The 23771-nt window shown below is 38.2% G+C and carries 18 protein-coding genes; 10 read left to right on the forward strand and 8 right to left on the reverse strand.

Annotated features, from left to right (window positions below; genetic code table 11):
- Window positions 1-35: 35 nt before the first annotated feature.
- The gene (locus IRQ78_RS01190; protein ID WP_194441127.1) at window positions 36-470 is read right to left on the reverse strand and encodes a MarR family winged helix-turn-helix transcriptional regulator; all 435 of its coding nucleotides are present in this window, start codon (window positions 468-470) and stop codon (window positions 36-38) included.
- Between the two features lie 111 nt (window positions 471-581).
- Here IRQ78_RS01190 and IRQ78_RS01195 point away from each other — a divergent pair, with 111 nt between their 5' ends.
- From IRQ78_RS01195 to IRQ78_RS01215, 5 genes are all read left to right on the forward strand, one after another.
- The gene (locus IRQ78_RS01195; RefSeq protein ID WP_194441128.1) at window positions 582-1355 is read left to right on the forward strand and encodes a siderophore-interacting protein; all 774 of its coding nucleotides are present in this window, start codon (window positions 582-584) and stop codon (window positions 1353-1355) included.
- Between the two features lie 67 nt (window positions 1356-1422).
- Complete coding sequence (locus tag IRQ78_RS01200; RefSeq protein WP_138599782.1) at window positions 1423-2418, forward strand: LLM class flavin-dependent oxidoreductase; 996 nt, start codon at window positions 1423-1425, stop codon at window positions 2416-2418.
- A gap of 174 nt (window positions 2419-2592) precedes the next feature.
- Window positions 2593-3549 carry a patatin-like phospholipase family protein gene (locus IRQ78_RS01205; protein ID WP_054552223.1) on the forward strand — a complete coding sequence of 319 codons (957 nt, stop codon included), beginning with the start codon at window positions 2593-2595 and terminating at the stop codon, window positions 3547-3549.
- 120 nt (window positions 3550-3669) lie between these two features.
- Window positions 3670-5079, forward strand: coding sequence for an alanine/glycine:cation symporter family protein (locus IRQ78_RS01210; protein ID WP_194441129.1), 1410 nt, complete (start codon window positions 3670-3672; stop codon window positions 5077-5079).
- A gap of 27 nt (window positions 5080-5106) precedes the next feature.
- The gene (locus tag IRQ78_RS01215; RefSeq protein ID WP_194441130.1) at window positions 5107-6156 is read left to right on the forward strand and encodes a patatin-like phospholipase family protein; all 1050 of its coding nucleotides are present in this window, start codon (window positions 5107-5109) and stop codon (window positions 6154-6156) included.
- A gap of 17 nt (window positions 6157-6173) precedes the next feature.
- Here the strand turns inward: IRQ78_RS01215 and IRQ78_RS20775 are convergent, their stop codons facing one another.
- From IRQ78_RS20775 to IRQ78_RS01230, 3 genes are all read right to left on the reverse strand, one after another.
- Window positions 6174-7733 carry a methyl-accepting chemotaxis protein gene (locus IRQ78_RS20775; protein WP_194441131.1) on the reverse strand — a complete coding sequence of 520 codons (1560 nt, stop codon included), beginning with the start codon at window positions 7731-7733 and terminating at the stop codon, window positions 6174-6176.
- Window positions 7734-7957: 224 nt separating this feature from the next.
- Entirely contained in the window at window positions 7958-8266 is a 309-nt protein-coding gene (locus IRQ78_RS20780) for an excalibur calcium-binding domain-containing protein (protein WP_054552227.1), read from the reverse strand.
- A gap of 617 nt (window positions 8267-8883) precedes the next feature.
- Window positions 8884-9447, reverse strand: coding sequence for a lipid-binding SYLF domain-containing protein (locus IRQ78_RS01230; RefSeq protein ID WP_054553327.1), 564 nt, complete (start codon window positions 9445-9447; stop codon window positions 8884-8886).
- Window positions 9448-9581: 134 nt separating this feature from the next.
- On the opposite strand from IRQ78_RS01230, the gene IRQ78_RS01235 reads away from it, so the two are divergent.
- A complete protein-coding gene (locus IRQ78_RS01235; RefSeq protein WP_194441132.1) occupies window positions 9582-10793 on the forward strand; it encodes a tyrosine-type recombinase/integrase in 1212 nt (403 codons plus the stop codon).
- A complete protein-coding gene (locus IRQ78_RS01240) occupies window positions 10793-11980 on the forward strand; it encodes a cation:proton antiporter (RefSeq protein WP_194441133.1) in 1188 nt (395 codons plus the stop codon). The genes IRQ78_RS01235 and IRQ78_RS01240 overlap by 1 nt, the downstream gene beginning before the upstream one ends.
- A gap of 36 nt (window positions 11981-12016) precedes the next feature.
- On the opposite strand, the gene ydiJ is transcribed toward IRQ78_RS01240, so the two are convergent.
- On the reverse strand, window positions 12017-15061 hold the full coding sequence (gene ydiJ / locus IRQ78_RS01245) for a D-2-hydroxyglutarate dehydrogenase YdiJ (protein WP_194441134.1): 3045 nt from the start codon (window positions 15059-15061) through the stop codon (window positions 12017-12019).
- Between the two features lie 147 nt (window positions 15062-15208).
- Here ydiJ and IRQ78_RS01250 point away from each other — a divergent pair, with 147 nt between their 5' ends.
- Entirely contained in the window at window positions 15209-15418 is a 210-nt protein-coding gene (locus IRQ78_RS01250; protein WP_054553331.1) for a PGPGW domain-containing protein, read from the forward strand.
- A gap of 392 nt (window positions 15419-15810) precedes the next feature.
- Here IRQ78_RS01250 and ppsA read toward each other — a convergent pair whose 3' ends face one another.
- Entirely contained in the window at window positions 15811-18186 is a 2376-nt protein-coding gene (gene ppsA, locus IRQ78_RS01255; RefSeq protein ID WP_138617233.1) for a phosphoenolpyruvate synthase, read from the reverse strand.
- 152 nt (window positions 18187-18338) lie between these two features.
- On the opposite strand from ppsA, the gene ppsR reads away from it, so the two are divergent.
- Window positions 18339-19148 (forward strand): posphoenolpyruvate synthetase regulatory kinase/phosphorylase PpsR, encoded by an 810-nt coding sequence (gene ppsR, locus IRQ78_RS01260; protein WP_054553333.1) that lies wholly within the window; start codon window positions 18339-18341, stop codon window positions 19146-19148.
- Window positions 19149-19211: 63 nt separating this feature from the next.
- Here ppsR and IRQ78_RS01265 read toward each other — a convergent pair whose 3' ends face one another.
- On the reverse strand, window positions 19212-20561 hold the full coding sequence (locus tag IRQ78_RS01265) for a class II 3-deoxy-7-phosphoheptulonate synthase (RefSeq protein WP_194441135.1): 1350 nt from the start codon (window positions 20559-20561) through the stop codon (window positions 19212-19214).
- A gap of 436 nt (window positions 20562-20997) precedes the next feature.
- On the opposite strand from IRQ78_RS01265, the gene IRQ78_RS01270 reads away from it, so the two are divergent.
- Window positions 20998-21873, forward strand: a complete 876-nt coding sequence (locus IRQ78_RS01270) for a DNA replication terminus site-binding protein (RefSeq protein WP_054553335.1) — start codon at window positions 20998-21000, stop codon at window positions 21871-21873.
- Window positions 21874-21936: 63 nt separating this feature from the next.
- On the opposite strand, the gene IRQ78_RS01275 is transcribed toward IRQ78_RS01270, so the two are convergent.
- A complete protein-coding gene (locus tag IRQ78_RS01275; RefSeq protein ID WP_054553336.1) occupies window positions 21937-23151 on the reverse strand; it encodes a hypothetical protein in 1215 nt (404 codons plus the stop codon).
- Between the last annotated feature and the right edge of the window lie 620 nt (window positions 23152-23771).

A 23771-nucleotide genomic window follows, 5' to 3' on the forward strand; every position in this document is an offset into this window, starting at 1 on the left:
CAGTATAGTGGTTTGTGGTTATCTTGCCAATAAGATCACGGGGTGTTGTGATTGATATTTTCGATCATGGTTGTGGCAATAGCGATAAAATCACGTACTTGCTGATCAGTTAAACCGTGGCAAAGTTTGGCATCAACCTCTTGCTCTGCAACTTCTAAACGCGAGAACAGGGCGTTACCTTGATCAGTAAAGGATAAAATTAAACAGCGTTTGTCATTTTCGTCGGCACATTTAGAAACCAGTTCAAGCTTTATAAGCTCTTTTACTAAGCGTGCTATTTGTGCTTTATCACGCCCTGTTTTGGTAACAATATCATTAGCGGTACAGTGCTGTGTTTCGGCAATGATATGTAAACAGCGTACATGCAGCGCATTAAGGCCAAGCTCGTTGGCGTTAATGGCTTCGTGTACAGTGACACGGTAACTTTGTGCCAGTGTAAATAAAGCAGAAGAAAGCGAGGTTTGTGGCATGGTTCACCTAAGTTCAGTTGGTGGATTTAGTTGACAAAGTCAATCAAAAGCGTATAGTTGACTATATCAACTATTGGGGCGTTGTGCAATTTAACCAGCTAGGAGAGAAAGATGGCTAGAAAAGTTCGTCGTGCAAACGTATTAAGTACTACACGTATTTCCCCGCATCTACAAAGAATTGTTGTTGGCTCAGACGAGTTTGCTGACTTCCCGCAAGATGCAAAAGGTGCGTACGTAAAGGTATTGCTCCCGCATGCCGGTGAATCTAAGGTTGAACTTGATTTACACGCTGAGCATCCTGCATTAATGCGCTCTTACACTATTCGTGATATCAACCCCGTTAACGGGGCAATTACCCTCGATTTTGTGGTTAACCAACATCAAGGTGTGGCAACCAACTGGGCACAAAATGCATGTGCAGGCGACGAGGTAGGTATAGCAGGCCCAGGCCCTAAAAAACTCACTGATTTTACGCAAACACATTATTTAATGCTGGCAGATTTAACCTCTGTAAATGCAATCAATGGCTACTTACAAGCCCTGCCACAAGATGCCACTGTCGATGTGATTATTCATGTTGCTGATAAAGCCGACATTATTGAACTTGAGCAAATTGAAGCACACAGCCAACATAGTGTTGAATGGCTAGTTACAGATGAGCCAGAAACCGATCTGCTCGACCAAGTAACACGCTTATGTGCTGGCTATAACACGCAACCTATGGTGTTTATGGCACTAGAAGCAAATTTGGTGAAGGCAATTCGCCGTTTAATTACAAGCAGTTTTGAAATTGATCGTGAACACATTGTTGCATCGGCCTATTGGAAGCGTGGTATTGACGCCGATGGCCTAAAGGTGGAAAAACAGCAACAAAGCCGTGCCTAATTAGCATTTGAAAAATAGCCATTCGCTCTCATTAACTAATTATAAAGAGTTAAATTTTGGAGAGCGAATGTCAGACCTTAGCAATACACCTTTTTCATTGCTTGAATTGAGCCCAATGAAAGAGCACGAAACCGTTTCGCAAACACTAGCTAACAGTGTTACCTATGCACAAACAGCCGACAAACTGGGTTTTAATCGGTTTTGGATGGCAGAGCATCATAATATGCGCGGTATCGTGTGCGCCGCAACTTCAGTACTGATAGGTCACATCGCAGGTAAAACTCAGAATATCCGCGTAGGTGCAGGTGGGGTGATGTTACCTAACCATCCACCGCTGGTGGTTGCTGAGCAATTTGGCACCCTAGAGAGTTTATACCCCGGTCGCATTGATTTAGGTTTAGGCCGCGCCCCAGGTAGTGACCCAATTACCAGCCGTGCTTTGCGCCGTGATGAACAACGCGCTGAGCACTTCAATGATGAAGTAACGGAGCTGCAAGCTTTACTTGGCCCATATAAAGGTGATTCTCCAGTACGCGCAATCCCAGGTGAAGACACTAATGTGCCAATCTGGTTACTGGGCTCTAGTCTTTATAGTGCTGGACTTGCGGCAAAAAAAGGTTTGCCATATGCATTTGCTGGGCATTTTGCGCCACGATTTGTTGAAGATGCCATTGCATTGTATCGCAGAGAATTTCAACCATCTGAGGTATTAGATAAGCCATACGTCATGCTTGGTTTACCCGTTGTTGCCGCTGACACCGACGAACAAGCACAGTTTTTAGCAACCACAGCGAAACAACGTATCTTAGCACTTATGCGCGGCAAGCCACTTTGGCTTAAAGAACCTGTTGCAACAATGGAAGGGTTGTGGACAGCGCAAGAAAAAATGCAAGTAGAAAACTTTTTAGGACTTTCTGTTGTGGGCGGTCAAGCGAGCGTTAAGCATAAGCTGAGTATGATTAAACAAACGCTACAGGTTGATGAGTTTATTTTTACAAATGACCTGTATGAATTGAGTGACAGACAACATGCGCTGGAAATATTAGCAAGCATCATGCGCTAATACGGTTTAGCAAATAGTGAATGCGTGTAATGAGTTTTTATGCGCATTGCTTAAGCCCTGACACTCATTTATCAAACGGTTTTATAGATTAATTCAATTTATATAATCCGTTTTAAGGATTGAATTTAACTTTATACAATACGTTTATTAACCATTACCCTAGGAAGGTGCACCGTGAAATCTCAAACAATTGCCGCAGTAGAACCACAAACAAAAACAGCATTAATCGCTGAGGGTGGTGGGCAACGAGGGATTTTTACCGCAGGTGTACTCGATGCGTGGTTAGAAAATAATTACGATCCATTCGATTTATTCATTGGTACATCAGCAGGCTCACAAAATTTAACAAGTTATTTAGCGCGTCAAAAAGGCTATGCAAAACGTTTGATCAGAGGACTTTCGCGGCATAAACGTTTTTTCCAACTTGGCCGCGGGCTGTTTGGTAAAAGCATTGTTGACCTTGATTGGTATTTTGATAAAACCAAAGAAGTAAACCGTGCCTTAGATTTTAAAACAGCAACGCAAAATTTAGGTAATCGTGAATTGTTGATCACAACCACTAACGCGGCTGATCGTAAACCCTATTACTTGAGCCCAAATGGTGAAGATACACAATGGTTGGCCTTGTTAAAAGCATCAAGCGCATTACCGTTTTTATATAAAGATGGCGTTAACTTAACGCCTTGGCTAACAACCAAGGCCGCAAATGATGCCATTATTCAAAGCTCTAATACTGATTTAGTCCATGATATGTATTTAGATGGGGGCTTAGCTGCACCTTTACCTGTGAAAGAGGCCTATAATCGTGGTGCTCGTGATATTGTGGTTATTCGTACTGTTGATGAAAACTTTCAAGTGCAATCTGAATGGGTAAATAAGTTAAAATCACTCGTTTGCGTATCGGGTTATTGCCCTAAAACCATTGATTACTTGGTTCAACACGAACAAGCTTATCAAGATGAATTAGATTTCATTGCAAACCCGCCAAGTGATGCCCGTATCACACAAATTTTTGCAGGTGATAAATTACGCAGTAAACTGCTGGGTAGTACAGATTCAGATCTCCGCTATGATCACAAATTAGGCTTAGCGGCAGGTCGTGCCTTTTTACAGCAACAACTGCTAAATTAGTTGGGAGCAGGCTCGGGTAATTAATCCCATTGCCTACTTGAGATATTTGTAAATAGAGTTAAAGTGGTTAGCTATTCACTTTTTGTGATTTTTTATCTATAAAAACAATAAAGGCTTGCCATGTTTAACAGTGCTGTATCGACAATCAATGGTCTTCTTTGGGGGGAAGGCCAAATTCTTATCTATATTCTTCTGTTTGCTGGGATCTGGTTTTCGGTAAGGTTAAAAGCGATTCAATTGGTTAAGTTTCGCCATATGTTTAGCCTGTTAAAGTCGAGTAGCAGCACAGATAAAAACTCAATTAGTTCGTTTCAAGCTTTATGTACTGGTCTTTCAGCCCGTGTAGGTACCGGTAACCTTGCAGGGGTTGCCGTTGCTATTTCGTTAGGGGGCAGTGGTGCAATATTTTGGATGTGGGTGATTGCCATTTTGGGCATGGCCACAGGCTTTGCTGAGAGCGTACTTGGGCAAGTTTATAAAGTCAGGGATGCCAATGGCGAGTTTAGGGGCGGGCCTGCTTATTATATTCAACAAGGCTTAGGCAGTAGAGCGCTTGCAGTGTGTTTTGCTTTTTGCTTGTTTCTTGGTTATGGCTTTACGTTTAGTGCCATGCAAACGAATACCATTACCGATGCTCTCAATTACGCATTTGAAATTCCAACACTGTATTCAGGTATTGTGATCACAATATTGGCAGGCTCTATTATTTTAGGTGGCTTTAAAGCTATTGCCCGCTTTGCTGAACGCATTGTGCCAGTTATGGGCATTTTATTTGTACTAGCCGCTATCATAATTACTTTACTAAATATCGGTAAAGTGCCTGCGATGATTGAAGATATTTTACTTTCAGCCTTTGGCTTACAAGAGGCAGGCGCAGGGGCTATGGGCGCCGCAATTAAAAACGGTATTCAGCGAGGGCTTTATTCAAATGAAGCCGGAGCGGGTAGTGTGCCACATGCATCTGGCTGTGCATCGCCAGTACCAAACCACCCAGTCACTCAAGGTTACATTCAAATGCTTGGGGTGTTTTTTGACACTATTGTGCTTTGTAGTTGTACGGCGGTGATTATTTTATTGGCTGATATTGATATTAGCGGCGAAATGGAAGGAATACGCTTAACTCAATCTGCGATGACAGCGCATATGGCCGATGGTGGCATTTACTTTGTAGCGGCTGCAATTTGCTTATTTGCGTTTACTTCTGTGGTTGCAAACTATGCCTACGCAGAAAGTAACCTACATTTATTTAAACTAGATAATAAACTCGGCCGAGGTATTTATACCTGTTTATATTTATCCATGATGATTTGGGGCGCATCTGCCACCATTAAACAAGTGTGGGATCTTGCAGACATTGCTTTAGGTTTAATGACAGTGGTGAACGTTATCGCTATCATACGCTTAACGCCAACCATCTTATCTGTGACAAAAGACTACCATAGTCAACGTGAAGTAGGGCTAGAGCCAAGTTTTGATTCTGAAAAAGTACAGGTTCAAGGTCAAACAGAGCAAGGTATATGGCGCAAATAAGCTAAAACAATAACGAGAAAAGTAACCATGATAGATATTTATGCAGGGCCTAGTGCTGCAAAAGTAATTCAAGAGCAAGGCCTGTCTGCCGATTTGTTTAATACCTTTTTAGGAGCAAGCGGCGGGCCCAAGTGGTTTACATTATTTGGTTTGGATAAATATCTATTTGGTGAATTTTTTAAAGACCGTACCACACCTTTAAACTTATTAGGGTCAAGTGCCGGTGCATTTAGATCTGCTTGTTTTGCACAAAATGACCCTGTTGCTGCAATATCTCGGTTAGCAAAGTCTTACTCTGAAACACGCTATTCATCGAATAAAGCAAAGCCAGAAGAAATAACAACAAAAGCACGAGAGTTATTAACCACTGTATTTGCTGAAAATGGTATTCACGAAATCATTAACAACCCGATTTTTAAAGCCCACTTTATAGTTGCAAAATCGAATGGCTTTACAGCATCAGAAAACAAAGTGATGCAATTAATGGGGTTATCTAAAAGCTACTTAGTCAATCGAATGAATAGACGTTTGTTAAGTAAGCAATATGAGCGTTATGTATTTCAGCCAGCAGATAGTCAGTTATCTTTTTCCGATAATAATACTTTCAATACCCATACTATAGAGTTAAACGAAGATAATTTAGCGGATGCGTTACTTGCTTCAGGCTCTATTCCATTAGTGATGCAAGGCATTAAAAATATAACAGGAACACCACCAGGTATGTATCGTGATGGCGGCATTATCGACTACCACTTTGACTTAAGTATTCATAATGACGGGCTCATATTATATCCGCATTTTAATAATAGCCCAAAGGCAGGTTGGTTTGATAAGAGCCTAAAGCGCGGTATTACCCCGGGTAACTATGATAACGTAGTGATGATCACCCCATCAGCGGAATTTGTCGCTTCATTACCTTATGGAAAAATCCCCGATCGTAAAGATTTTACAGAACTTGATGCTGATACACGAATCAAATATTGGCAACAAGTATTCAAAGAAACCGAACGGCTAGCAGAGGCATTTGATACGGTATGTACTAATAAGCACACACCGAAAATAAACCTTATCAAATAATCGTGGTTTTGCTTTAACTACTTAAACTGGCTAATCAAAGATGTTTGTTCTGTCACTTTACTGAGTAATGCTTCACAAAGTTGCTGCGAAGTTTGGCCAAGCTCTTTACAGTCATGCGCAAAATCTTGAGCTGCTGTTATATTTCTTGCGATCGATTGACTTGCCGTTAGCTGTTCTTTTATCGCTTGGGCTACAACACTATTAAGCTCACTTAGCTTGATTGATTGCGCTTTAATATGGTCTAAACTATCGCCACTTTGATGGGCAAGCTTAACACTTTTGGCCGACAAATTTAGTCCGTCATTCATGGCAATTTGTGCTTGTTTCGAAGCGTGGGTGAGTTGATTTAATACATTGCTAATTTCTTCTGTTGATTGCTGAGTTCTAGACGCTAGAGCTCGTACTTCTCCTGCAACTACCGCAAACCCTCTGCCATGCTCACCTGCTCGGGCTGCTTCAATTGCCGCATTTAAAGCAAGTAAATTAGTTTGATCTGCGATGGCATTAATCTCAGAAAGAATTGCCACAATATCTTGATTTCCTTGGATTAAGTTTTCTACATAATTGCTTGCGGCATTGAGTTTTTCGTCAAGTTCACTAATTGAATTTATAGTTTGTCTAACAGCAAGTGAACCGTCTTCTGTTGCTTGATTCGTTAACTCAGCAGTTTGGCTTGATTTCATCGTGCTAGACGAAAGTTCATCAATAGAAGCGGTCATTTGTTCTGTTGCTACAACAATTTGCGAAACTTCGTCAGTTTGTTTATTTAAAAGCTCCGTAACATTATGGCCAGACTCGGCACAATGTTGGGCATTGTAATTAACACCCACACTAACATCATTCACACGGCCAACAACTGCTTTTAGTTTTGCTTTTTGCATCTCAAGTGCAAGATATGCAAAGCCAGATTGATCATTGGTACCAGAATACAGGTAAGCCATTAAGGGGTTATCGTATACTTGTTTTGCTTTACTAATAAGTGCTAAATATTTTTGGCGCCAAAAATACATAAGCCCATTAGCTGATGCTAAAAGTAGTACAAGTACACAATTAAAAATATTAAATCCAGCACCGAATAGGGCAGCCAGCGAGCCTAAAAAGCTAATTAGCAACAGGGCACTTATGTAAAGAGTGGCATCATACTTTACTGCTGTAGCATGAGACTTTTGGTTGTTGTTTATTTTTGCATATTCAGCAGTTGCTCTTTGTACAACTTCATCACTCTGTTTGGTTCTGACTGATTGGAATTCAATGATATTACCAGTTTTATCTTTAATAGGTGTTACAAAGGCATTCACCCAGTAGTAATCACCATTTTTACATCGATTTTTAACAGGTCCCATCCAAGATTGACCATTTTTAAGATGGTGCCATAAATCAGCAAAAGCAAGCTTTGGCATATCAGAATGACGAACGAGATTGTGTGGTTTATGCACCATTTCGTCGAGGGAATATCCGGCTATTTTACAAAATTCATCATTGGCATAAGTAATATTGCTATTTAAATCTGTAGTTGATAATAGGATAGATGATTCAGGAAATTTAACTTCATTGCTATTTATTAGTTGGCTATTCACAGTGCTGTTCACTTTTTTAGAATAATTATAATAGTAAAGTATTGTTTATTGCCGATATTATTATTGTGAAATAAACAAGGAAAGTCTTATTTAAATAAGTTTTGTCCTATATCAATTTACACCTAAGTAATTGATATGGAATTAAGAAAATTCATATTTTTCGTAAATGCGGAGGAAAACTTTAATTCTAAATAGAATTTAGAATTAAAGTTAAACTATAGAAATTAAAACCTAGGATCACCTTCACATAACTCACCATCATAATCACTATCTAAATCAGTATTTGGACAATGCCTATTGAAAAAATAGGCTTCTTCAATGGATGTCATTTGCTTACAGTATTGTCTGCCATCACATTCGAAATAACTTTCATTAGTAGAGAAGCGTTTTTGTTGTCTCTTATTAAAGCGTGCTTTTAAAGGTGCTATAACACGGCTATTGACTACCTCAGTAATAGATGTACCACCATTATTTGTAACGTAATATTCCCATCCCAAATACAAAAAAATTGTCAGCAAAATAAACTTTCTCATAGGACCTGCTAATAATTATAGTTATAAAGTTTGAAGAAAATGCATAAAATGTTAAAAGAGCAACTCTTCTAGTATTAAAGTATGGATATGCTACTAAGATGAAAATGAAAAGTTAAGTTTAATTAATGGTTTATCCATGAAATCTGAATTTTCCTAGGAGGTGTAAGAAGAGATAACTTAAAAAACCCCGAACTACTTCTGATGTGGAACATCAAATGAAAAGATATAAAGTTATCAAAATTAGTTCGTTTATTTTGAATGGGCATTGTGCAAGCAAAGCAAGAGCAGATATACGAGATAGGTTTAAATGCTAAAAATATAAAAGCTTTAACATCTAAACTGTTAGAGTAATACATTAAAAATAATTACGCATAACAAACTAATCTCTTGAGAACTATAAAAAATAACTAGCTATTTGTTCAAAGAACTTATTAATTGAAAGAGCGATAAATGAGAACTCATAAAAAATTGTAAAATAGATATAAACAAGTAAATTAACTACTAGAAACAAATTATAGATTACTACCCATAAATTACGTTATGTTAAATTACATAAAATAATTAAAAGTGGGAGTTAGGTTACTAACTAGCCCACTTTTAGAAGGGTTTTAAATAGCTTAATTTAACTCAGAATCTACCCAAAACTTTGTGCCTTTAAGTACAGCTTGTAGTGCAAGGCCATTTTCGGTTAAAGAGTAAACAGTTACTTGGTCTGCAATAGCTTCGGCAACTAAAGCGCCACCTTTATCTTCGTATTTTGCTGCTGCATCTGCATTTCCACCGAATGCCCAACCATGTTCAATAAAGCGATTTACTGCTGCTTGATTATGAAAAACCATCACAACATTAAAGTCTTTAACACCTAAACCTAAGCCTAAACCTGCTTCACCCATATTCATGTAAGTTGATTTACCGGTTAGGTTGTTTTTAACAACACCGTAACCACCGCCAAAGCTGGCTAAAACAACATTTACATTGGCATTATCAAAAACCGCGTAACCAGCAGAATTAGCAATTTGTTGTTTAACATCAGGTTTTTGAGCGTAAAGCTCACTTAATGTATTGTTTTTCATGCTTTGTACTAAAGCACGTTTTTCATCGGGAGATGCACTTCCTGTTGTAGCACAACCGGTTAAAATTGTAGTGATTAAAACTAAACTAATAGCGATAAACTTTTTCATACATATTCCTTGAATATTAGTATGGCAATCTAGTTAATGTTGCAAATACTATAGATATATTAAGTCCAATACTAGACAGTATCGGACTTTATGGTAATCTTATAACTAGCTATTTTACAAGATATTACATCATTATGCTCGTTGCTCTCGTCGATACACTAAAACAACTGCGTTACCAAATTGCCCATCTTGAAGATGATACTCTTGCAACAGAATATCCAGAACTTGAACACTTTATACATCAAGTTGGATTGACTGTTGCTGAATCAAAAAATGACTTAGCTTTTGTTTATCAGTTTTTATATGTGTATGGCCGAAAATCAGAAGCCACATTTAATCGTTTTCGAAATGAGCTTGAGCGTTTTTGTTTATGGTCGTGGTTGGTTGCTGAAAAATCGGTATTTGATCTAAAACGTGAAGATATTGAAGCCTATGTTGATTTTATGGTTGAACCAGATTCAGCCTGGTTATCAAGTTCAGTGCAATGGCGTTATAAAGATGAACAAGGCATAAGACGACTAAATACAAATTGGCGCCCTTTCATCAATAAAGAAAATATTGCTAGCCAACAAACACTCGCAGCTATGTTTACAGCTTTAAATGTTTTTTATAAGTTCGCAATTTTAGAAGAAAAAACCTTTGCTAACTTTGTACCGGTTGTTAAAAAGAATAGCCCTTACTTAGTTGTGCAATCGCAAATTAAAATTCCCGATACACTTAGTGATATTCAATGGGAATATGTTTTTGGTGTTACTCGGGATTTATGTGAACAACAACCTGATTTAGAAAGAAATTTATTCACACTTGCTTGTTTAAAAGGATTGTACTTACGAATATCTGAGTTATCCGAGCGCCCTCAGTGGTCACCCGTTATGTCACATTTTTGGCAAGATAATGATGGTTTTTGGTTTCTAAGAATTATGGGTAAAGGTAATAAATTACGTGATGTTACCTTAAGTGAAGATTTTATATCATATCTAAAACGTTATAGGCTTTACCGTGGTTTACCTGCCCTGCCCCGCGTTGATGAAGCTGAGCCGTTAGTTCATAAAATTCGTGGTAAAGGTGGAATGACTGTTCGTCAAATTCGCCGTTTGGTTCAGCAAAGTTTTGATTTAGCAAAACAATCTCTTTTAGATGACGGCTTTAAAGATGATGCGGAACAACTTGAAGCGGCCACTGCTCACTGGTTAAGACATACCGGTGCAACACACGATGCCCAAACAAGACCGCTAAAGCATTTATCTGAAGATTTAGGTCATGCAAAAATTGCTACGACAGATCAAATTTATATTCAAACAAATATAAAAGAACGTGCAAAGTCTGGAATAAAAAGGAAAGTTTAATGGAATATACAATACTGGCGTTAGTCGGTTTAGCTTTATTATTTTACTCACTGACGATTAGGCAATTAGAGCGAACAGAAATTACCGGGCCAATGTTTTTTGTGTTGGTCGGAATTGCAATGTCTTACTTTTTGCCGAGTGAGTTTAAGTTAGGCGAAGCTGGACTCAGTGACATTTTACCTTTGGTTGAATTAACCTTAAGTATTTTTTTATTTACCGATGCCGCTAAATCAAAACTTCCCGTATTAAAACATAGTTATCAGTACCCTAGCCTGTTACTTTTTGGGGCTTTGCCGATGACACTACTGTTAGGTGTTGCCGGTGGGTTGTTTTTCTTTTCGGAGTTATCACTTTTTCAATCTGCCTTGATCGCAATTATTTTAACACCAACGGATGCCGCGCTTAGCAAAGGAATTTTAGAATGCACATCGGTACCAGAGAAAGTTCGCGAAGGAATAAATACTGAAAGTGGTTTGAACGATGGCCTTTGCGTACCCATTTTTTTAGTTTTACTTTTATTAGCTCAAAACCCAGAAAGTGCTGTAACAACAATTGATACTTTACTTGTTTTTGCAAGAGAGTTAGGTGTTGCACTGGTTATTGCAGGCGTGTCGATGGCCGTGTTTATTCCACTTTTAAAAATAGCATTAGCACGTCATTACTTTGCAAATAATAGCAGTCCATTTTTATTGATTGGCTTAGTCATGGCTATTTTCTCTTTAACACAAAATTTTCATGGCAGTGGCTTTATTGCTGTTTTTGTTTCGGGGCTTTTATTTGATTACTTAGCACCTAAAAAAATTCGTTCAACACTAGTTAAAGACTCTGAGCATATCGCTGAATTTGTTGCGCTACTAATTTGGTGTTTATTCGGTTTTGTATGTGGTCACTTAATTGTGAATGATATCACTTGGCCAATTGTTTTTTATGCATTATTAAGTGTGACGATTTTTAGAATTGTGCCGGTACTCCTTTCACTTATGTTTACTAATCTAAATTTCAAAGACAAATTTACTTTTGCGTGGTTTGGTCCTCGAGGTTTGGCGTCTATCGTTTTCACTTTAATGGTGATGGATACAGCAATTGAGAACAAAGAACAAATTGCCACAGTAACATTAACAACCATTTTATTTAGTGTGTTCATTCATGGCATGAGTACCAAGCCCATCGCAAAAAGTTACCAATAAAAAAGGCGCATTGAGCGCCTTTTTTATTTTTACAACTTAAAGTAGCTCTGCAATTAATTGCAGTGGATGCTTTGGTTTAAATTTTTCATAGCGTTTCACTTGGCTACGACAAGAAAAGCCAGTTGCTAAAATAGTTTCAGGCTCATTACTTGAAATAATTGGTTGCCAACTCATTTCATAAAGAGCCCGTGAATTTTCTTGGTTTTGTTTTTCATGGCCGTACGTTCCTGCCATACCACAACAACCCGTACTGGTAGTTTCAAGCTGTAAATTTAGATCAGTAAAAATGGTTTGCCAAACTTTAGATGCATTCGGCATTGCTGTTGTTTCAGTACAATGACTCAACAATTTAAATGGCGAACTCGTTGTAGTGGCAAGAGTAACTTGTTTAAAGTTTTGCGTTTGAAGCCATTCATGCGCAAGCTCAACTTTAAAATCTCCACGGTTCTCTTTTAAAATTGACACATATTCATCTCGGTAACACATAACCAAAGATGCATCGAGCCCAACTAAAGGAGCATTGATTTCACTGAGTGAATTTAAAAACTCAGCTGCATTTTTTGCTGTTGTTTTAAATTCATTTAAAAACCCTTTTACATGCTGTGCTTTACCATTAGGTTTAAATGGTAATAGCATAGGTTTTTTGCCTAACGCTTTAATGACTTTAATAAAGCTTTCGACTAATTCGGCTTCGTAAAAACTCGTGAATGGATCTTGTACTATCAGTACATATTCTGCTTGTTGTTCTTTTGAAAGCGAATTAAGTAATTCAAAATTAAATTGCTGATCTTTTGAAATACGTTTAGAAAGTTGCGGTACGCTTAAACTTGGCGTATCAACATAACCAATGGTATTTTTAATTAATCCTGAAACAAGTTTTGTATTTACTATTGGATTTACCACTTTAGCAAATTTTGCCATAACCGGCGCAGTTTGTTCGATGCCTGCTACTAAATAATCTTTTGCTGGTCGAGCATAATAACTGTGGTAAAAATTTAAAAAGCGTGAGCGAAATGTTGGTACATCAACTTTTATTGGGCATGCAGTAGTACATGCTTTACAAGCTAAACATTCATCCATTGATTCTTTTACTTCATGAGAGAAATCATAAACGCCTTTTTTCTTATCGCGACTATGTTGATAGCGCTCCCACCAAGTGATCACTTCACCATTAACTAATTCTTTTTCGATATTGAGTAAATCAATATTTTCAGACTCTTGAAGGCGCAACCACTCGCGCATTAAACTTGCACGACCTTTAGGTGAATAACGGCGGTCACCTGTTACTTTATAAGATGGACACATTGGTGATTTTTCATCGTAGTTAAAACACAGACCATTACCATTACAGGTCATCGCGTTATTAAATTCTGTTTTAACATCGATAGAAATTTCTTTGTCGAACCAGGCACGCTTTTGATCGTCAACAGAAACAAGTGAGTCTTTACTTTCAATTGGCGTACAGATTTTACCTGGGTTTACTCTGTTATTTGGATCAAATGCCGCTTTGATTTTTCTAAGTTGTGTAAATAAATGCTCGCCGAAAAATTCAGGGCCATATTCACTTCGATACCCTTTGCCATGCTCTCCCCACATCAAGCCGCCATATTTGGCAGTCAGTTTAACGACTTCATCTGAAATATGGCGAAGCAATTTTTCTTGTTCAGGGTCACACATATCGAGTGCAGGTCGTACGTGTAAAACACCAGCATCAACATGGCCAAACATACCATATTGAAGGTTGTGGTTATCGAGAAGTTCACGAAACTCGACTATAAAATCGGCTAAGTTTTCTGGTGGTACTGCAGTATCTTCAGCAAAAGCTAACGGTTTTTGACTGCCTTTTACATTTCCTAAAAGGCCCACTGACTTTTTACGCATTGCATAAATTTTTAATATATCAGCTTTGTCATTCGTTAACTGATAACCGATCACGCCATTAGTTTGTTTTTCAACACATTCATCGAGTAGCTTACAAAGAGTGTCTACTTTATCTTTAATGTCTTCTGGTGAAACCGCATTAAACTCAACCATGTTGAGCCCTTGCATATCTTTGTTTTCAACATCGGTTATTAAGTCCGATACTGAATGCCAAATGATATCTTCTCGAGCAAGGTTAAGTACTTTGCTATCGACTGTTTCTACAGAAGTTGCATTTGCTGCAACTAGAAACGGTGAATGACGAAGTGCAGAATCAAAGCTATCGTATTTAATATTGATTAATGTTTTAAATTCAGCAATGGGCGTAATATTTAGTTTTGCTTCAGTAACTATACCTAATGAACCTTCGGAGCCAGTAATTAATCGGCTCATATCAAAGGTTTGTAAATCATCAGAAAAAATATGTTCTAAATCGTAGCCGGTCAGAAAACGGTTTAAACGTGGGAATTTTTCTAAAATAGCGTCTCGATTCTCAAGGCCAATATCAAGAACTGTTTTATATAACTTACCTACTGTCGTGTTTTGTTCAGCAATTACTTTTGCTTTTTCAATAGGCATAGGGGTTGTTGACATTTCAGTGCCATCAACAAGATAAGTTGTTAGGCCTAAAACGTGATCACTTGTTTTGCCATAAACCAAAGAGCCTTGACCTGATGCATCTGTATTTATCATTCCACCGATTGTTGCACGGTTACTTGTTGATAAATCGGGCGCAAAGAAAAAACCGTAAGGACGCAAAAAGTCGTTTAATTGGTCTTTTATTACACCCGTTTGCACGCGCACCCAGTTTTCTTCGACATTGATTTCTAAAATTTCACGCATGTAGCGAGATAAATCAACAACTATACCTGGGGTTAGCGATTGACCATTAGTACCTGTACCACCTCCGCGTGGACCAAAAGTCAGTGATAAAAACGGATCACGAGAAGCAATTTGCATAGCAAGTTGTATGTCTTTTGCTGACTTTGGAAAGATGACACCTTGAGGTACCTGTTGGTAAACGCTGTTATCGGTTGATAAACTTAAACGTGTAGAAAAGCTTGCATCGGTATCACCACTAAAACCTTGTTTTTGTATTGTATCTAAGTAATTAGAAACGAGTTCTGTGGTGGCTTGTTGTTGGCTTATTGTTGCTATCATGACGGTGATAAATTAAGGCATTTTGCAAATTATATCATGCTAATAGCTAAGATAAATTGAAGATTTTACAGTTTGTAACACTCTTTTTATCGATTTCGGGGGCAATACTTTTATACTGTGTATTAAAGCAGCAAATGAGATAGTCAGATGAAAAAAATTGCATTAATCAGTTTAGGTGCCTTGTGCATGTTATTGGGTTTAGTTTTTGTTATTATTCCCGGACCGTCGCTGATCTTCTTTATTGCAGGACTTTTCTGTTTATCTTTTTACTATCCTAAAGCGCGTGATTATTTAACCTTGTGCCAAAAGGCTCTGACTAAGTCATGTGCTTATATCGATAAAAAACTTGCTCGCTGATTTAAAGGGCGTGTTGTCCTTTGTAGATTAGACTTTGTTCACTCTAGGGGCGATTTAATCGCGGCGCGAGATTTGTAACCTAGTGGGCTAAGTAAAAATCGAGCAAAGCTACCGCGTCCTGCTCACGCCCCTTACCTACATCCATGTAGGTAACAAAGAGTTAATCGCCCCTAGAAAGAACCCGAAGGGCAGCGCGTGTTCGGCATTGATGCTGCGTTATTACCTATTTATGTGGAACAACCACACTACACAGGCTCTGCCTTGCCTAAATACCAAACACAATGCTGCAAAATCAATCATAAAAGGACAACACGCCCTTCGAAGTAACAAAAATGCCAGCTAAGTGCTGGCATTTTTTATATCAGAATCTTTATTTTAATTAAATAAAGTACTTAGTCGGCTAATTTCTTAGCAAGATATAACCAAGTTTCTAATACTGTATCTGGGTTTAGAGAAACAGAATCAATGCCCTGCTCAACTAACCAAGCTGCAAAGTCTTCATGATCTGAAGGACCTTGACCACAAATACCTACGTATTTGCCTTTTGCTTTAGCTGTTTGAATAGCCATTGATAATAGTTTCTTGATTGCAGGGTTACGCTCATCGAATAGATGCGCAATTAAACCTGAGTCACGGTCAAGACCTAATGTTAACTGAGTTAAGTCGTTTGAACCGATAGAGAAACCATCAAAATATTCTAAGAACTCATCTGCAAGTAACGCGTTTGATGGTAATTCACACATCATGATTACTTTCAGACCATTTTCGCCACGTTTAAGACCATGTTCTTCAAGTAATTCAATAACGCGCTTACCTTCTTCAAGCGTACGAACAAATGGGATCATGATTTCAATATTAGTCATACCCATTTCGTTGCGAACACGTTTAATCGCTTCACACTCTAACGCGAAACAGTCACGGAAATCTTCAGAGATATAACGTGCTGCACCACGGAAACCAATCATTGGGTTTTCTTCTTCCGGCTCATATTGCTGGCCGCCAACAAGGTTTGCATATTCGTTTGACTTAAAGTCAGACATACGAACAATGACACGCTCAGGTGCAAACGCACAACCTAGTGTTGCAATACCTTCAACAAGCTTAGAAATATAGAATTCTACAGGTGATTCATAACCTGCCATCATTTCTGAGATTTCAGCTTTTAGCTCGTCAGATTGCGCATCAAAATTAAGAAGTGCTTTAGGGTGAACACCAATCATTCGGTTGATTACGAATTCAACACGCGCAAGGCCAACACCGGCATGAGGTAAGCGAGCAAAGTCGAATGCACGATCAGGGTTACCTACGTTCATCATAACTTTCATTGGTAATTCTGGCATTTCATCAACACGTGATGTAAGCACTTCGTAATCTAAAATACCTTCGTAGATATAACCTGTGTCACCTTCGGCACACGATACAGTTACATCTTGGCCTGCTTTAATTAAATCAGTTGCATTACCACAACCAACAACTGCAGGAATACCTAATTCACGAGCAATGATTGCCGCGTGACAAGTACGTCCACCACGGTTTGTAACAATCGCAGCGGCACGTTTCATAATTGGCTCCCAGTCTGGGTCAGTCATGTCAGTAACTAGAATGTCGCCTTGTTGTACTTTGTCCATTTCATCAATTGAATCTAGTACGCGTACAGTACCTGAACCAATCTTGTGACCAATTGCACGGCCTTCAGCAACAACTGTGCTTGTACCATTTAATTGGAAACGCTCCATAACGTTAGCGTCTTCGTTTGAACGAACTGTTTCTGGACGTGCTTGAACGATGTAAAGTTTACCGTCGTTGCCGTCTTTTGCCCACTCGATGTCCATTGGACGACCGTAGTGCTTTTCAATAATAACAGCTTGCTTTGCAAGTTCTTGAACTTCAGCATCTGTGATTGAGAATTTGTTTGAAAGTGACGAATCTACGTCAACAATTTCAACTTGCTTACCATGTGATTCATCCGCTGAGTAAATCATTTGGATTGCTTTTGAACCAATGTTACGGCGAACTACCGCTGGTTTACCGTTAGCAAGAGTTGGTTTATGAACATAAAACTCATCTGGGTTTACAGCACCCTGCACAACCATTTCACCAAGACCATAGCTTGAAGTTACAAATACAACATCTTCAAAGCCAGATTCAGTATCAATACTGAACATAACACCTGAAGCTGCTTTATCTGAACGAACCATGCGTTGGATACCAGCTGAAAGTGCAACACCACGGTGGTCATAACCTTGGTGAACACGGTAAGAAATAGCGCGGTCATTAAATAGTGAGGCAAACACGTGTTTGATTGCAGTCATTACTGCATCAATACCACGTACGTTTAAAAACGTTTCTTGTTGTCCTGCGAATGAAGCGTCTGGCATGTCTTCTGCTGTAGCAGATGAGCGAACTGCAAATGAAACATCTTGTGATGCGTCGCCATGTAATTGGCTATATGCGTCGCGGATGGCTTGGTCTAGGTTAGGTTGGAATGGTGTATCGATAATCCATTGGCGGATTTCGGCACCGACTTTAGCGAGTGTATTTACATCATCCACATCCAATGTGTCTAAAATATCGTGGATTTTTGAGTTTAATCCAGATTGCTCTAGAAACTCATTGAATGCATCAGCGGTTGTAGCGAAACCACCTGGCACTTGAACACCAGCGTTAGCTAGGTTTGAGATCATTTCACCAAGTGAAGCGTTTTTACCGCCAACACGAGGAACATCTTGCATACCAAGCTCTTGATACCAGAGAACGTATTCTTGCACGGATCTTTCTCCATAAACAAATTGTAGTACTAACTGTGAGAGTTAAGAAAGAAAACCTTCTAAAAAGGTCGTAGTCATTCTACACTGGCAACAGACCTCACGTAAACCGTGAAGCCCCTATTTTGCAGATAAAGGTAATAAAAAGGTTAAATATGAGAACTGCATTTTATATTTCTGATGGAACAGCAATCACCTCTGAAGTCTTTGGTCATGCGACCTTATCTATGTTTCCTGTTGAGTTTAATCACAAAACAATTCCTTTTGTTGAAACAGAAAAAAAAGCAATTGAAGTTAAGAACTTAATTAATTCAACAGCGCAACGTGATGGAGAACAGCCACTCGTGTTCTTCACTTTTGTAAACCACGAGCTAAGTGAAATTATTAAATCGTCTTGCGCGGTGTGTTATGACTTTTTATCACAATACAGTGATAAAATTTCTCAAGAGTTAAAAGTTGCGCCAGTACCAAAGGTTCATAGAACGCATTCGATGCACGAGAAAAGTTATGATTTTCGTATTGATGCGGTTAACTATGCGTTGACCAATGATGATGGCGCTAACATTAAAAACTATGCTGAAGCCGACATTATTTTAGTAGGTGTTAGCAGAAGCGGTAAAACACCAACTAGTTTATACCTGGCATTACAATATGGTATCAAAGCGGCGAATTACCCGCTGACAGAAGATGATTTAGAAAGAGGCACCCTGCCTGAGTGTTTAAAAGCTTACAAACATAAACTTTTTGGTTTAACGATTGACCCTGTTCGCCTTGCCGATATTCGCCAGCGTCGTATGGCTAATTCAAAATATGCGTCTTTAAAACAGTGTCGTATCGAAGTGCGTGAAGTAGAAATGCTTTATAAAAAACAGAAGATTCAATTTTTAAATTCGACTCATCATTCAGTAGAAGAAATTTCTGCAAAGATTATATCTGATACTGGTCTTGAAAGACGTAAGTACTAACTTATTTTAGTATCGGACATTAAAGAAGGCTGCAATATGCAGCCTTTTTTGGATAACTTAGTGTTACTTACGTGCGTCTTTTAATAAATCAGCAACTAAGAAACCTAGTTCTAAAACTTGATCTGCATTTAGGCGTGGGTCGCACTGAGTGCGGTAGCGCTGTGCTAAATCTTCATCAGATAAGCCATATGCACCACCAGTACATTCAGTCACGTGCTGGCCAGTCATTTCAAGGTGAACACCACCTGGGTATGAACCTTCAGCTTTGTGTACTGCGAAGAACTGGCTAATTTCACGAAGAATATTATTAAAGCTACGTGTTTTATAACCTGAGCTCGCTTTCTCAGTATTACCATGCATTGGATCTGAGCTCCAAATAACTTTACGGCCTTCTTGTTGTACTTTACGTACTAGTGCCGGTAGTTTCTCTGGCAGTACATCAGCACCCATTCGCGTAATTAACGTTAAGCGACCTGGAATGTTATCTGGGTTAACTGCATCGATAAGTTTGATTAGCTCATCTGGGTCCATACCTGGCCCAACTTTCACACCAATTGGATTTTTAATACCTTTAAAGAATTCGATGTGTGCATGATCAAGTTGACGTGTACGTTCACCAATCCAAACAAAGTGTGCAGAACAATCGTACCAGTCACCTGATAAGTGGTCGCGGCGTGTTAGTGCTTCTTCGTAGCCTAATAATAATGCTTCGTGTGATGTAAATAAGTCTGTTTCTTTTAAGCTTGGTGCAACAGTTGAGTCGATACCGCACACTTCCATAAATTCAAGCGCATCTTGAATTCTGTCAGCTAGCTGTTGGTATTTCTCTTTAAGCGGATTTGCTGCAACAAAACCCATGTTCCAGCGGTTTACTTGATGTAAATCGGCTAAACCACCTTGCGCGAATGCGCGTAATAAATTTAGCGTTGCTGCACTGTGATGATATGCTGTCATCAAACGCTGTGGGTCGGGTACACGTGCTTTCTCAGTGAACTCGAAGTTATTGATGATATCACCACGGTACGAAGGCAGAGATACACCATCGATCGTTTCGTAATCTGATGAGCGAGGCTTAGCGTACTGACCTGCCATACGCGCAATTTTAACTACAGGGCATTTACCACCATAAGTTAAAACAACGGCCATTTGTAAAAGTGTTTTAAATGTATCGCGGATATTTGCTGCATTAAAGTCACTGAATGACTCTGCGCAATCACCACCCTGTAATAAGAAGGCTCTGCCTTCACATACAGCTTCTAGTTGTTTGTATAAGCTACGCGTCTCTTCGGCAAATACCAGAGGTGGTGCGCTTTTTAATTGCCCTTCAACTGATTTAAGGGCTTCTTGATCTGGGTACTCTGGCTGCTGAAGTATCGGCAGTTTTCTCCAGCTGTCTGGGTTCCACGATTGCATGTTGTTTCCTCATTCCTAACATAGACCATTTACGAAAACTAACTTATTGCACGTACTAAGTTCAAGGACAATATTCAGCTATTTACGATTATTTCGTTATTTGATAAACAGTTTCGATATTAACTAGCAGATACTTAGCATCTTTCCATTTTGAAACAGTGAGTTATAGAGCTTTTTTTGTTTTAACAATTAACCCAAAGGCCAAGAACACATCTTACCTATATTAAGGCCTAGTGTAACCTCTGCTTTACACACTTCTATTGAACAATTTATATCTAACATTGATCAAGTTGAAAACCTGTACTAAGAAGTACAATATAGAACACATCATACTTAAATTGATTTATAAGTAAGGTCAGCATTGAAAATAAATTTATCTATTAATATTAAGAGGATAAGGTTAAAATTGAATAAACGTTAAGTAAGATGTGTTCCTATGAGTACAAAGTTAGAGATACGCAGTCAGTTTGATTTAGTCAGTGAATTGACTCATTTGTTTTGTGAAGAATTAAAAGAAGTGGGTTTTGATAAGGCTTCATATTATCAACTGCCAGATATCGATGTAAACGACGAAAAGAAAGTTCCTTCTTCAATTAGTGTACATAAAATTGAAGGCGATGATGCTCATAAATTAATTCTAAATTCCTTTGGTGATTTTTATAAAAAGTCAGGATTAAGTAGTCGAGTATTAAAAAGGCATCCAGGCTTATTAGTTTTAAAAGATGTCGATAAGCAACATTTCATTGCAAGGATAAATCAATTAAATAAAGCCAAAGCTGATTTTAAAAATAGTGTTATAGCTATCGATAATAATGATGCGAGGTTTGAAGCTGTTCACAATGCTGTTCCAAATCTCATTACCCTTGCAGCATATCGTAAGATCCATTTTGAAACTGAATCGCCCTACTCTGTTCGTTTTACTTGGATGCACAAACACGCAACTAAAACGCTAACAAAAAAAATGGCCTTAGCAATGTTGGATAAATCGGCTAGTTATTCTAACCCAAGAATGATCGACCAACACGCTTGGCAAGCGCTAGTTGCACAAGAGCAAAGTCGTGTTGCAAGTTTAGGTGATAAAGAAAAATTGCGAATTCGTAGACCAACAAGAGTTAGCCCACAAGTTAATGTAAGATATACAGCTAAAAATCGATATCATGTTAGTGCTGCTTTACCTTTTATTTTGATAAACCCAGAACCAGATGTAAAACTTGGTACATTAACTGATTATCAAAAACCTGAAAGCCACCCTCGAAAAAGAGAATATGATTTCTTAGTTGATAGACTTTACTTAGAACAAGTGACAGATTGATTATGTTAAAAAGGCCACATATGTGGCCTTTTGTATATAGTAAGTAAGTAAGTATAAAAGAAATTAGTCTTCGACTATTTCTTCAATTTTATCTTCATCGATTAATACCGCATTCTCAACAATGCGTTTCCCACCTTGAATTTCGATTCGTTTATTATGCTTATTAAGCGTAAGAATCTCATCACAAAATTGATCAGATGGATGCATTTCATATGTGTAATCAATAATATTACCCGTTTTGTCATCTTTGACATTGGTAATGTTATATTCAGAGATTGCACCTTTCTCAATTAAGTCTTTCATTGTCGTAGTCATATCACGACGCAAAGCTTTTAATTTATTCTCGGTAATTTCGTCTGTTGAATAAATAGAGCCATATTTTTCCATAATCGATAATAGTCGGAAATGGTAGGTCTTACCCGGTGCCGCATAACGCCATAAATGATATAAACGAAGCATCATCCAACGAGATAAACCACGTTTTAATTCCTGAGCACTATTAAAGTAGTAACCTTTGTATTCAAGGTTATCGATCATGTTATGAACGAAGGCATTCAAACAAGCCACACATTTTACGTTACCACCTTGACCTTTTTTTCCACTAAAATGAAGTGACGATAAAAAGTTCATGTTCGATTCGTAAAATGAGTCATCAATATCAGAGTTACGCGTATCTGTTGCTGAATATTTGAAAGAAAGTTTAGAACCTTGTAATGCTTCTAATGATTCTTTGATTTGCGGATAAGGCATTGACTGGCCAACCGCTTTCAGTTCTTGCGCTAATTCATTCATTGAAAAAACAACTGCGTATTGAATGCCAGACTTAAAATTGATTTTTACAATTTTACCTTTAGAGGCTAAACGAATTAAGGCACGTTCGACTTTTTCTTCTCGATCAGATGGCCAAACAAGATATTCAACATCTTCACCATCTTTTCTTGTGCTTACTACCGCAGGTGTAATTTTGATTTCGCCATCATAAAGAATGCCGTCTACTTTTTCAGAGATTCTTCTTGTGACGATGGTTTTCTTTGGTGCTTCTTCAACCGGAAGCTTCTTATGACCAGAACGGACAAAACGTCCCCATAAATCATAATGATTAAATGTATTTGAGTAAGCTCTCAAACCATGTGCAGCATTTTCAATTGAAACACGCACATCTTTGTTGTCTGTAAATAGTGCAAGACTTTCATTATCTATTGCACTTTCCACCCCGTGGATCTGCCCGCGTAATGTATCGGGTAAGTTATCTACCGAGATGTTGACCTTTCGGCTCATTGTTCTTATTTCCAATTTTTCTTCGACAGTTAATAACAACACATAAAACTTCAAAAGTTAAATGTTTAAGTTAGTATAAACTTGATCCGATCATAATTTATTTCTTCGGATCAGTTTTATACTAACTGTTTCGTAATTGCTGATTTTCAGATCAGATTTTTACTAAGTTATAGTTGATAGGTCGCAATTTTACTAACTCAGTTCAATTTATGTCCTGTTAATCACCTTTTTAAAGCAAATTAACACGACAAAAATTGCTTTTTTAAAACAGCATGTGGATAAACAGCTCTTTAGTTAGCATAGATCTGATCTGTACCAACTATAGATCAGATCCATACCAACTTATTGCGCATTTTAGTTATCCTCTCAGTGTATAACTTTATAATTTAGTTAGTAAAAGTTTGATCTACACAAGCATTTTTGTGTGTAAAGCAGTGACTAAGCTGTGCATAAGTCGAAAGCTCATTTTTTGCTTAGTAATATGCTGATCTGCGAGTCATTATAGATCTGATCTTTACCAAGTAAAAACACGATCTGGCTTTTTAGTAAATATTCAATAAAATCAGTGATATATTTCACTATTTTAGCATCTTAACCTTATATACCTATATACTTAACCG

Source organism: Pseudoalteromonas simplex (genome assembly GCF_015278155.1).
Classification (GTDB): domain Bacteria; phylum Pseudomonadota; class Gammaproteobacteria; order Enterobacterales; family Alteromonadaceae; genus Pseudoalteromonas; species Pseudoalteromonas simplex.